At 74.6% G+C, this 10,782-nt stretch carries 12 protein-coding genes and 1 pseudogene; 7 read left to right on the plus strand and 6 right to left on the minus strand.

What is annotated here, in order from left to right:
* Together ACFUEL_RS25685 and ACFUEL_RS25690 are read left to right on the plus strand one after the other, a co-directional pair.
* The coding region (locus ACFUEL_RS25685; protein WP_380239122.1) for a hypothetical protein at positions 1 to 301 on the plus strand (301 nt) is incomplete at its 5' end.
* A gap of 102 nt (positions 302 to 403) precedes the next feature.
* Positions 404 to 754, plus strand: a complete 351-nt coding sequence (locus ACFUEL_RS25690; protein WP_380239123.1) for a hypothetical protein — start codon at positions 404 to 406, stop codon at positions 752 to 754.
* 56 nt (positions 755 to 810) lie between these two features.
* Here ACFUEL_RS25690 and ACFUEL_RS25695 read toward each other — a convergent pair whose 3' ends face one another.
* On the minus strand, positions 811 to 1,479 hold the full coding sequence (locus ACFUEL_RS25695; protein ID WP_380239124.1) for a hypothetical protein: 669 nt from the start codon (positions 1,477 to 1,479) through the stop codon (positions 811 to 813).
* A gap of 336 nt (positions 1,480 to 1,815) precedes the next feature.
* On the opposite strand from ACFUEL_RS25695, the gene ACFUEL_RS25700 reads away from it, so the two are divergent.
* Entirely contained in the window at positions 1,816 to 2,766 is a 951-nt protein-coding gene (locus tag ACFUEL_RS25700; protein WP_380239125.1) for a beta-ketoacyl-ACP synthase III, read from the plus strand.
* A gap of 25 nt (positions 2,767 to 2,791) precedes the next feature.
* On the opposite strand, the gene ACFUEL_RS25705 is transcribed toward ACFUEL_RS25700, so the two are convergent.
* Positions 2,792 to 3,130 carry a hypothetical protein gene (locus ACFUEL_RS25705; RefSeq protein ID WP_380239126.1) on the minus strand — a complete coding sequence of 113 codons (339 nt, stop codon included), beginning with the start codon at positions 3,128 to 3,130 and terminating at the stop codon, positions 2,792 to 2,794.
* Between the two features lie 200 nt (positions 3,131 to 3,330).
* Here ACFUEL_RS25705 and ACFUEL_RS25710 point away from each other — a divergent pair, with 200 nt between their 5' ends.
* A complete protein-coding gene (locus ACFUEL_RS25710) occupies positions 3,331 to 5,823 on the plus strand; it encodes a DEAD/DEAH box helicase (RefSeq protein WP_380239132.1) in 2,493 nt (830 codons plus the stop codon).
* A gap of 10 nt (positions 5,824 to 5,833) precedes the next feature.
* Here ACFUEL_RS25710 and ACFUEL_RS25715 read toward each other — a convergent pair whose 3' ends face one another.
* Positions 5,834 to 6,502: a hypothetical protein gene (locus ACFUEL_RS25715; protein WP_380239127.1), complete on the minus strand. Its 669-nt coding sequence runs from the start codon at positions 6,500 to 6,502 to the stop codon at positions 5,834 to 5,836.
* Positions 6,503 to 6,572: 70 nt separating this feature from the next.
* On the opposite strand from ACFUEL_RS25715, the gene ACFUEL_RS25720 reads away from it, so the two are divergent.
* Positions 6,573 to 7,364, plus strand: a complete 792-nt coding sequence (locus ACFUEL_RS25720; RefSeq protein ID WP_380239128.1) for an aminoglycoside phosphotransferase family protein — start codon at positions 6,573 to 6,575, stop codon at positions 7,362 to 7,364.
* A gap of 57 nt (positions 7,365 to 7,421) precedes the next feature.
* Here the strand turns inward: ACFUEL_RS25720 and cpt are convergent, their stop codons facing one another.
* Both cpt and ACFUEL_RS25730 read right to left on the minus strand, forming a co-directional pair.
* Entirely contained in the window at positions 7,422 to 7,952 is a 531-nt protein-coding gene (cpt, locus tag ACFUEL_RS25725; protein ID WP_380239129.1) for a chloramphenicol phosphotransferase CPT, read from the minus strand.
* A gap of 25 nt (positions 7,953 to 7,977) precedes the next feature.
* Positions 7,978 to 8,514, minus strand: a complete 537-nt coding sequence (locus ACFUEL_RS25730; RefSeq protein WP_380239133.1) for a TetR-like C-terminal domain-containing protein — start codon at positions 8,512 to 8,514, stop codon at positions 7,978 to 7,980.
* Between the two features lie 231 nt (positions 8,515 to 8,745).
* Here ACFUEL_RS25730 and ACFUEL_RS25735 point away from each other — a divergent pair, with 231 nt between their 5' ends.
* Both ACFUEL_RS25735 and ACFUEL_RS25740 read left to right on the plus strand, forming a co-directional pair.
* On the plus strand, positions 8,746 to 9,756 hold the full coding sequence (locus ACFUEL_RS25735; protein ID WP_380239130.1) for a zinc-binding dehydrogenase: 1,011 nt from the start codon (positions 8,746 to 8,748) through the stop codon (positions 9,754 to 9,756).
* Positions 9,757 to 9,790: 34 nt separating this feature from the next.
* A complete protein-coding gene (locus ACFUEL_RS25740; protein ID WP_380239131.1) occupies positions 9,791 to 10,204 on the plus strand; it encodes an Imm7 family immunity protein in 414 nt (137 codons plus the stop codon).
* A 4-nt stretch (positions 10,205 to 10,208) separates the two neighbouring features.
* Here the strand turns inward: ACFUEL_RS25740 and ACFUEL_RS25745 are convergent.
* Positions 10,209 to 10,782: pseudogene (locus tag ACFUEL_RS25745) on the minus strand (MFS transporter); the annotation flags it as partial.

Raw genomic sequence — 10,782 nt, forward strand, 5'->3', positions numbered from 1 at the left:
ACTGGGTGGGGTGTTCGCTATGCGTGCGGCGGTTACGGGCGGCCGCGCCCCGACCCGCAGGGTGCGCGGGCCGCTGCCGCGGGCGGTGCTGCGCGCGCTGCCGCTCGGGGAGGTGCGGCGGAGCTCGGTCGGGCTCCGCCACCGCGAGCCGGTGGTGACCGACGCCTTCACCCGGCGCGTCCTCCGGGCCGGGGACATCCGGCCCGTCGTGTACGCCCACGGCGTCCGCCAGCGCGAACGCCTGGAGATCGTCCTCGCCGGCGACCGCCGGCCCGGAGCCGTTCCCGGGCTGGTAGCCTGACAGGCGGTCAACGAGCCCGCTCTGCGAAAAAAGACGCTCATGCCGCACAGGCGGCCCCGTGATCTGCGCCGCGCCGCCGGCCACCGGCCCCACTGGAGGGCCGTGCCTCACGTTCCCGGCCTCCCGGCGGTCGTGCAGCAGGAGATCTCCCGGATCGAGATCCGGACCGCCGCGAACTGGGCGGCCTCCGGCCTGTGGCCCGGTGCCGTGGCGGAGGCCCTGTCCGGCTGGTCGAGCACCTCCCGGGATCCTGCCCGGCGCCACTTCCACCCGTGTGCTTGCTGCGGCCGCAGCAGCCGCGGACTCCTGGACGAGGTGCTCGGGCTGCTCTCCGCTCCGGCCGCCCGCGCCCTCGAACGTCTGATCGAGCCGCTGGACGAGGACTTCCGGGATCGGACCCTGCCGGACCCCTTGGCACCGGAGGACGTTCCCTGGTGGGCGCGCCGGGTGTGACGGGCCCACGCGCACGGGGCGCCGGCGCAGCGCGTGCTCGTGCGGCGGCACGGGCCTCAGCAGTCGAGGTTCCAGTGGCAGGGTGCGACGTCCTGCACGCCGGGCAGGGCGGCGAGTCGGGCGCGCAGGGCCTCGGTCTCGGCGGGGGTGGCGGAGCGGTAGTAGACGGTGAGCACCCGGCCGGGCCGTCCGGGCCGTTCGCCGAGGACGACGATCGTGACGCCGTGGCCGAGGCCCGAACCGTCGTAGCGCAGGACGGGGAGCTCCGGGTCGGTGCGCAGCAGCGGGCTGTCCTCCCGGACGGTGGCGACGAACGCGTCGGGCCGCGGGAAGGACTTGCCGCCCCACCACTCGCCGACCAGGAACCAGCCCGTGAGGCCGCAGGTCACGGCCATCACCAGGACGCCGAACAGCAGCGGGGCGCGCCGGGGCCGGCCGGAGCCGCGCCGGGGGCGGGCCTGGCGGCCGGCGGCGACGAGGACGAGGGCGGCGGGGGTCAGCGTGAACGCCCCGAGCATGGCGCACCACAGCGAGAGCGCGAACACGAACCAGCCGACGGCCTGGGCGAGCGTCCGGAAGGACTCCGCGTCCCGGACGAACAGCGGCAGGGCCAGCACCAGGGCAAGGGCCAGCAGCAGGAATCCGATGCCACCCGCCGTGCCGAGGGTGAGGACCCCCAGGCCCACCGCGGGTGCGGTGCCCAGCGCGGCCAGGCCGGCCAGCACCCGCGCCGCCCTGGGTACCGGTCGTTCTCCCCCGGCGTCCGACACTCCGCCCACCCCCAAGTTGAACACGTTCAAATGCGCTGGGAGGAACGTACCAGAACCACTCCGGGCCGTCCCCTCCCCCGCGAACTCCGCTCGGCCCCAATCGGATCCCGCCTCCCCCGACGGACCGGACTCCGACCACAGCACCCCTGGCCGGGCCGGGCGGTCGAGCTTCGTGGGGACAGACCCGTCCCGTCCGCCCCTCGGGCCGCCCTTTAGCTTCCGACCGGTCGGTTGCTATATTCCGGGCCGTTGCCCCGGCACCGGCCGGGGCCGCTGCGGAAGGGGAACACCATGCCCGGAGTCCGGATCGCCGCTCTCGGCCACCACCAGCCCGGCCGGGTGCTGACCAACGACGAGTTGGCGACGATGGTGGACACCAACGACGAGTGGATCCGGCGGCGCACCGGGATCGTCACCCGGCGGATCGCCGGGCCGGACGAGTCGGTGACCGACCTGGCGGCGGGGGCGGCCGCGAAGGCGCTGGCGGCCTCCGGGCTGGACCCGGCGGACATCGGGCAGGTCACGGTGGCCACCTGCAGCGCGGTGGACCGCTGCCCGTCGATCGCCGCGCAGGTCGCGGGGCGGCTGGGCATCCCGTCCGCCGTGGCGTTCGACCTGAACAACGGGTGCGCGGGCTTCTGCACCTCGCTGTCGGTGGCGAGCCACTCGCTGCTGGCGGGCGGGGCGAAGCACGCGCTGGTGATCGGCGCGGAGAAGATGTCGGACCTGGTCGACTGGACCGACCGGCGCAGCTGCATCCTGCTGGGCGACGGCGCGGGCGCGGCGGTGCTGTCGGCGACGGACGGGGACGGCAGCGGGATCGGCCCGGTGGTCTGGGGTTCGGACCCGTCGCGCTCCAGCGCGGTGCGGCTGCTGGACGAGTGGCACCCGCAGTTCGAGCAGGACGGCCAGGCGGTGTTCCGCTGGGCCACCACCGAGCTGCCCGCGCTGGCCGAACAGGCGTGCCGGGCGGCCGGGTTGAGCCCGGCGGAGCTGGACGGGGTGGTGACCCACCAGGCGAACCTGCGGATCATCGAGTCGCTGGTGCAGAAGCTGGGCCTGTCCGAGGACGCGGTGATAGCCCGGGACGTGGTGGACTCCGGCAACACCTCGGCGGCGTCCGTCCCGCTGGCGCTGGCGAAGCTGGTGGAGCGCGGCGAGCTGCGCTCCGGCGCCCGGGTGCTGCTGTTCGCGTTCGGCGGCGGCCTGTCCTGGGCCGGTCAGGTGGTCACCTGTCCGTGAGGCCGGCCCAGGGCCGCCGGGGGTGTCAGCAGTCGCGGTGGCAGACCACGGTGATCGCGATGCTCTCCGGCGGCGGCGGGGAGTCGAGGTAGGGGGCGATCCAGCCGGCGGCGCCGTTGAGGATGCCGTCCTCGAAGACGCCGGTCATGTGCCAGCGCTGGTCGGGGGCGAGCGGGCTGCCGTCCCCGTTGGTGATCCTGGCGTCGCTGGCCGTCCACCCGTGCGGGCAGCGCGCCTCGACGCCACTCGGGGAGCCGACGGCGGTGACCGTCTCGGTGTCGATGTCGGTGGCGGCCGCCGGGGCCGCCGCCACCGCCGCCAGTGCTGCTGCCGCCAGTGCGGCGCCCGCCAGTCGTCTGCGCATGGGAGTCCTTCCGTGGGTCGCGCCCCCGTCCGTACGGGGACGATCGATCCGCATCATCTCCGTCACGCAGCGTGATATCACGGCTGCCCGGGGCGACCACTCGTTCGGCCGGAGCGCGGGAGCGAAGCACGGTGCGTACCCGGGCTTTGCCCGCGGTGATCGAGTGCGGGCAAGATAGCGGGGTGACCCTCCTGGACCTGATGCCGAAGCCCGCCACGCCCGACTCGCTGTTCGAGACCTTCGCCGAGTGGGCGTCGGAGCGCGGCATCACCCTCTACCCCGCCCAGGAGGAGGCGCTGATCGAGCTGGTCTCCGGGAACAACGTGATCCTGGCGACGCCGACCGGCTCCGGCAAGTCCCTGGTCGCGGCGGGCGCGCACTTCGCCGCGCTGGCCGAGGGCAAGCGGACGTTCTACACCGCGCCGATCAAGGCGCTGGTGTCGGAGAAGTTCTTCGACCTGTGCAAGATCTTCGGCACCGAGCAGGTCGGCATGATGACCGGCGACGCCTCGGTGAACCCGACCGCGCCGATCATCTGCTGCACCGCCGAGGTGCTGGCCCAGATCGCCCTGCACGACGGCCCGCGCGCCGACATCGGCCAGGTCGTGATGGACGAGTTCCACTTCTACGCCGAGCCGGACCGCGGCTGGGCCTGGCAGATCCCGATCCTGGAGCTGCCGCAGGTGCAGTTCCTGCTGATGTCGGCCACCCTCGGCGACGTGCGCCGCTTCGAGGAGGACCTGACCCGGCGCACCGGCCGCCCGACCACCGCCGTCCGCTCGGCGACCCGCCCGGTGCCGCTGTTCTACGAGTACCGGCGCACCAACCTGCACGACACGCTGGAGGAGCTGCTGAACACCGGCCAGGCGCCGGTGTACGTCGTGCACTTCACCCAGAAGGAGGCGGTGGAGCGGGCGCAGTCGCTGATGAGCATCAACATGTGCTCGAAGCAGGAGAAGGAGGCGATCGCCTCCCTGATCGGCAACTTCCGCTTCACCACCAAGTTCGGCCGCAACCTGTCCCGGTACGTGCGGCACGGCATCGGCGTGCACCACGCGGGCATGCTGCCCAAGTACCGCCGCCTGGTGGAGCGCCTGGCGCAGGCCGGCCTGCTGAAGGTGATCTGCGGCACCGACACCCTCGGCGTGGGCGTCAACGTGCCGATCCGCACGGTGCTGTTCACCGCGCTGTCCAAGTACGACGGGCAGCGGGTGCGGATCCTGCGGGCCCGTGAGTTCCACCAGATCGCCGGCCGGGCGGGCCGGGCCGGGTTCGACACCGTCGGCCAGGTGGTGGCGCAGGCCCCCGAGCACGTGGTGGAGAACGACCGGGCGCTGGCCAAGGCCGGCGACGACCCGAAGAAGCGCAAGAAGGTGGTCCGCAAGAAGGCCCCCGACGGCTTCGTGTCCTGGACGGAGGAGACCTTCGAGCGGCTGATCGGGGCCGACCCGGAGCCGCTGGTCTCCCGGTTCAAGGTCAGCCACGCGATGCTGCTCTCGGTGATCGGCCGGCCGGGCAACGCCTTCGACGCGATGCGCAAGCTGCTCACCGACAACCACGAGGACCGCGCCTCCCAGCGCCGCCACATCCGCACCGCGATCGCCATCTACCGCTCGCTGCTGGAGGGCGGCGTGGTCGAGCAGTTCGACGAGCCGGACGCCGAGGGCCGCATCGCCCGCCTGACCCTCGACCTCCAGGAGAACTTCGCGCTCAACCAGCCGCTGTCCACCTTCGCGCTGGCCGCCTTCGACCTGCTCGACCCGGAGTCGCCCTCGTACGCGCTGGACGTGGTCTCGGTGGTGGAGGCGACGCTCGACGACCCGCGGCAGATCCTCGCCTCGCAGGAGAACAAGGCGCGCGGCGAGGCCGTCGCGGAGATGAAGCGCGACGGCGTCGAGTACGAGGAGCGGATGAACCGGCTCCAGGAGATCAGCTACCCGAAGCCGCTGGAGGAGCAGCTCGGCCACGCCTACGAGGTGTACCGCCGGGCGCACCCGTGGATCGGCGACCACCCGCTGCGGCCCAAGTCCGTGGTGCGCGACCTGTACGAGCGCGCGATGACCTTCACCGACTACGTGGGCTTCTACGAGCTGGCCCGCACCGAGGGCATCGTGCTGCGCTACCTGGCGGGCGCGTTCAAGGCGCTGGAGCAGACCGTCCCGGACGACATCAAGACCGACGACCTGAAGGACGTCATCGCCTGGCTGGGCGAGCTGGTCCGGCAGGTCGACTCCTCGCTGCTGGACGAGTGGGAGGCGCTGGCCAACCCGACCGAGCCGGAGGCCGGCGAAGTCCGCCTGGACGACAAGCCCGCGCCCGTCACGGCCAACGCCCGGGCCTTCCGGGTGCTGGTCCGCAACGAGCTGTTCCGCCGGGTCGAGCTGTGCGCGCTGGAGCACTACGACGCGCTGGCCGAACTCGACGGCGAGGACGGCTGGGACGCCGACCGCTGGGCCGACGCGATGGACGGGTACTGGGAGGAGTACGACGACCTGTCCACCGGCCCGAACGCGCGCGGCCCGAAGATGCTGCTGATCGAGGAGGTCGAGGACGAGGGCCTGTGGCGGGTGCGGCAGATCTTCGACGACCCGAACGGCGACCACGACTGGGGCATCTCCGCCGAGGTCGACCTGTACGGCTCGGACGAGGAGGGGCGCGCCGTCGTCAAGATCACCTCGGTGGGCGCGCACTGACGACGGGCGCTCAGGCCCCCGGCCGCTGCCGCGCGTAGTGCGCGAGGTAGGCCAGCAGCCGGGGGTCGGTGAGTCCGCCGTCGCGCACCCGGCCCGCGCAGATCCGGCCCTCCAGCCAGTAGCGGTGGACGAACTCCTCGAACGAGCGGGCGCACCAGTGGATCGCAGCCGGGTCCGCCAGGTCCTCCGCCGGTTCCTCGTCGTCCTCGAGCGGCCCGAGTTCGTACTCGTAGTCGAGCCAGGAGTGGACCACGAACGCCTCGCCGCCCGGCCGCAGGTACAGGTACCAGAACACGCAGTCCTGCTGGTCGCGGAAGAAGCGGACCAGGTGGGCACCGGGCTCGACCGGACTGGGCAGCGGCGCCGAGAGGTCCTGCCAGCAGCCGGTCGGCGAGACGTCGTCGAGGGTCCCGGACAGCCGGGCGTCGCGGTGGTAGGTCAGGAAGTCCGCCGGCAGCGCCAGCCCGAGCGCGGCCACCGCCCGTTCCAGGTCGGCGAGTTCGGCCGCCCGCCCGGACGGCTCGCCGCTCGGGCCGCCCAGCCAGTCGAACGCCCCGGTGAACAGCGCGGCGTCGAGCGGGGGCACGCTGTCGTACGGGTAGCGCTCGTAGGTGGCAGCGCAGTCGCGGTACGGGTCCAGGCCGGTGTTGCACCAGCTGGCTTCGAAGTGGACGGTCATCGGGGCCTCGGCGCTCGGTGGGGGGTGGGCGCCCCACAGGCTAACTGTGTCGGGGGCCTAGGATGGCGCGATGGAGGAACTGGTGCGCGTACCGCCGGAGGTCCGGGAGCGGTTCGCCGTCCGGTTCGGGGCCCAGGTGGCCGAATGGTGCGACGAACTGCCCGCCCTGGTGGGCGGGTTGGCCGGGCGGTGGGGCCTGGAGGTGGCCGCGGCGGGCGGCGGCGGGACGTCCCGGGTGTTCCGCTGCATGCGGGGCGGCGCGGTGGTGTGGCTGAAGCTGACGCCGGAGCCCGCGATCGCCCGCGAAGAGGCCGAGGCGCTGGGCCACTGGGCCGCCACGCCCTCGGTCGTCCCGCTGCTGGCAGCGGACCTGGCCGCCGGGGCGCTGCTGCTGGGGGACGTTCCGCCCGGTACGCCGGTGCGGCGGCTCGGCTGGGAGCTGCCCGAAGTCGCCGTCCTGCTGGCGCAGTTGCGGGTGCCCGTCGTACCGGGCGCGGGCTCGGTGCTGCGGCCGCTCGCCGACCGGGTCGGCTTCGTGTTCGACCTGGCCGAGCGCCGGGGCAGGCCGCTCCCGGCCGCGCAGCGGGCGGCGGCGCTGGAGCTGGCCGCCACCGGCCCGGTCGGGCTGGTCCACGGCGACCTGCACCCGTCCAACGTGCTGGCCGGCCCGGGCGGCCGCCTGGTGGCGATCGACCCGCGCCCGACCTGGGGCGACCCGGACTTCGACGCGGTCGACTGGGTGCTGGCGGACGACCCCGGCCCGGGTGTCGTGCGGGAGCGGGTCGCCGAGCTGGCCGCGCTCGTCCCCGGCCTCTCCCCCGACCGCCTGCACGCCTGGTGCCGGGCCCTGCGGGGCCTCTGACCCCGCGCCTGCGCCCCCGGGGCCGGCGGCCCCGCGCCCGGTGCGGCCGTTCGCCCGTCAGTCGCCGTTCGCGAGCCGGTCGGCGACGGCGCGGGCGCAGGCGGCGGGCGGGGTGCGGGCGGTGTCGACCTCGAGGTCGTGGTGGACGCCGCGGTGGACGCGTTCGGCCTGGTCGGCGGCCATGCCGGGGACGCGGTCGGCGCGGGCCCGCTCGCGGGCGGCGGCCGTGGCGGGGTCGCAGCGGACGGCGACCCAGAGCACGTCCAGCCCGTGCAGGGCTTCGCGCCAGCGCCGTTGGGAGGCGGGGCCGGAGAGGAACACGTCGTCGACGATGACGGGGGCGCCGGCCCGTGCGGTGGCGGCGACGCCGGCCATCCAGGCGGCCTCCAGGGTGCGGAAGGCGGCGCCGACCGAGACGCTGCCGTCGGCGCCGAAGTCGATGCCCTCGGCGGCCGGGGGCATCGCCTCGATCAGGCCGTCGATGCCGAAGAGCAGCCAGGGCTCGGGCAGGAGGGCCTGGAGCGCCCGCGCCAGGCTGGTCTTCCCGCTGCTGGAGCCGCCGTTGAGCACGATCACCCGGGTCGTCACCGCTCCACCGTAGCGGCGCAGCGGGTCAGCGCGGGGCGAGGCCGTCCAGGACGAGGTCGACCAGGGCGGTGACGAAGGCGGGGGTGACGGGTTCGCCGAGCAGCAGGTGGCGGGCGAGCAGCGGGCTCATCAGGGCTTCGACGGCGGTGCGGGGGTCGGCGTCGGGGCGGATCTCGCCGCGGGCGGCGGCCCGGCGCAGCAGTTGTTCGGCGCGGGTGAGGCGGTCGGCCCAGTAGGCGTCGCGTCCGCTGCGGGTCTCGGCGGTGGCGGGGGCGATGCTCAGGTGCAGCAGGGCGGGGCCCTCGGGGGTGTCGAGGAACGCGCCGAGGGCGGTGAGGAGTTGGCGCAGGTCCTCGCGGAGGCTGCCGGTGTCGGGCAGCGGCAGGGCCTGGTCGGTGTAGTCGGCGAGGGCCTCGCGCAGCAGGGCCTCGCGCGTTCCCCAGTTCCGGTAGACCGAGGTCTCGTGCACTCCGGCGGCGGCGGCGACCGCGGCGACGCTGGCGCCCTCCAGGCCGCCCTCGGCGAGCAGCCGGACGGTGGCGTCCAGCACGGCCCGGCGCATCGCGGCGCCGCGGCGGCGCAGCGGTGCGGCGGCCTTGGGCTTGGGCGTCTCGTCCTGGGGCTTCTCGTCCTGGGGCACACCGGGAGCCTAACGCAAGGCTCCTTGCGTTACACCGGGCCGCGACGTAGCCTCGTCAACGCAAGTCATCTTGCGATAGTCCGCGGTACGCCGGGCTGTCGCGAGCGGCAACGAGGCCGCCGGCGGCTCGCCGCCGGCCGGAGAGGAACGACCATGGCTACGATGCGCGCCGTCCGCCTGCACCTGCCCACCCGCACGCTGGGCGTCGAGGAGGTGGAGCGTCCGGTGCCCGGCCCCGGCCAGGTGCTGGTGAAGGTCGAGGCGGCGGGCGTCTGCCTGTCCGACGTCCACCTGGTCGAGGGCTCGCTCACCCCGCTGTACCTGCCCGGCGAGAGCGTCACCCTGGGGCACGAAGTCGCGGGCACCGTCGCCGAGTCGGGCGCCGAGTCGGGCCGCTGGCAGGTCGGCGACCGGGTGGTGCTGCAGGCCGGCGAGAAGCGCGACGGCACCACCTGGACGCGCGGCGTGGACTACGACGGCGGCTGGGCCGAGTACGCGCTGGCCCGGGTCGACACGCTGTTCGCGCTGCCCGACTCGATCCCCTTCGAGCAGGGTTCGATCATCCCGGACGCGGTCTCCACCCCGTGGGGCGCGGTGACCACCACCGGCGGCGTCCGCCCGGCCGAGCCAGTCGGCGTCTGGGGTGTCGGCGGCCTGGGCGCGCACGGCGTGCAGCTGCTGCGGGCGATCGGCGCCCACCCGATCATCGCGGTCGACCCGGCACCCGCCGCCCGCGAGCGCGCCCTCGCCTTCGGCGCGGACCTCGTCCTGGACTCCGCCGACCCCGAACTCGCCGCCAGGATCGGCGCGGCCACCGGCGGCGCGGGCCTGGCCGCCGCGTTCGACTTCGCCGGCGTGCCCGCCGTCCGCGAGCAGGCCCTGACGGTGCTCGGCGCGGGGGGCCGGCTGGTGCTGGTCGGCCTCACCGACCAGCCGCTGACGGTCGCCAACAGCATCCGCTTCTCGTACCTGCAGCAGCAGATCCTCGGCCACTACGGCTCCGCGGAGGAGGCCGTCCCGCAGCTGATCGCGCTCGCCGCGGGCGGCCGGCTGGACTTCTCCCGCTCCGTCAGCGAGGTCCTCCCGCTGGAGCGCGCCGCCGAGGCCGTCGAGCGCCTGCACACCAAGCAGGGCAACCCGATCCGGCTGATCCTCAAGCCCTGACGGCCCGCCAGGGGCAGTCGGTAGGGTACGGACCGTGTTCGAATACCACGGCTGGATCAACGTCCTGATGAGCGCCGCCGCCGACGATGACGCCGACGAGCCCGCCCGCACCCTGGAGGCCGTCGCGGAGATCGAGCGGCGGATCGCGGAGATCCGCAGCCCCTACCTGCTCGACGTGAGGTGGATGAACGCCGAGGCGGTCGTCCACCTCTCAGGCTGCCCCAACCACCGCGACCCGGAGATCCTGCGCTTCTTCGCGGAGGTCGGCGAGCGGGCCCCGGGGTCGTACGGCCTGCTGCACGTGCGCAGCGACGAGGACCCCGAGCGGCAGAACGAGGTCCGCGTCCTGCGGATGGTGCGCGGCGTGGTGACCGAGCACCTGGAGCCGCTGCTGTCGCCCTGCGTCCCCGTCCTGGAGGACCCGGACCCCCTGTCCTGCGGGGAATAGCCGCTCAGGCCGCCTCGACCGCTTCGGGGACGGGGGCCGGGGACGGGGACGGGGACGGGCGGTGCCAGGTGGCGATCCACAGGGCGGTCAGGGTGGCGGCGGCGCCCGCGGCGGCCATCGCGGGGCCGGTGCCGGTGCTGACGGCCAGGGTGCCGAACAGGGCCGGGCCGACGCCCTGGAGGGTCATGTTGCCGGAGCCGAGCAGGGTGAACGCCTGGCCCTGGGCGTCCGCCGGGAGCACGTCCAGGAAGCGGCGCTGCAGCCCCAGCGCGTAGGCGAAGCCGGTGCCGGCGGCCAGCAGGGCGGCGGCGCACAGCGGCAGCGGGGCGGGCAGCGCGAAGACCAGCAGCGGCAGGCCCATCAGCGCGGCCAGCGGGGCGACCAGCCGCTCCCTGGTCGCGGGGGCGGCGAAGCGGCCGACCAGCAGGTCCCCGGCGAGCATCCCGACCGGCAGGCAGGCCAGCAGGAAGCCGTACCCGCCCGCCGGGAAGCCCCGGGCCCCGGCGTACGCGACGACCAGTGACTCGGCGCCGGTCACCGCCGCGGACGGCAGCCACTGGGCCAGCAGCAGGCGCCGG

It is taken from the genome of Kitasatospora sp. NPDC057198 (assembly GCF_042670125.1).
In the GTDB taxonomy this organism is placed as follows: Bacteria; Actinomycetota; Actinomycetes; order Streptomycetales; family Streptomycetaceae; genus Kitasatospora.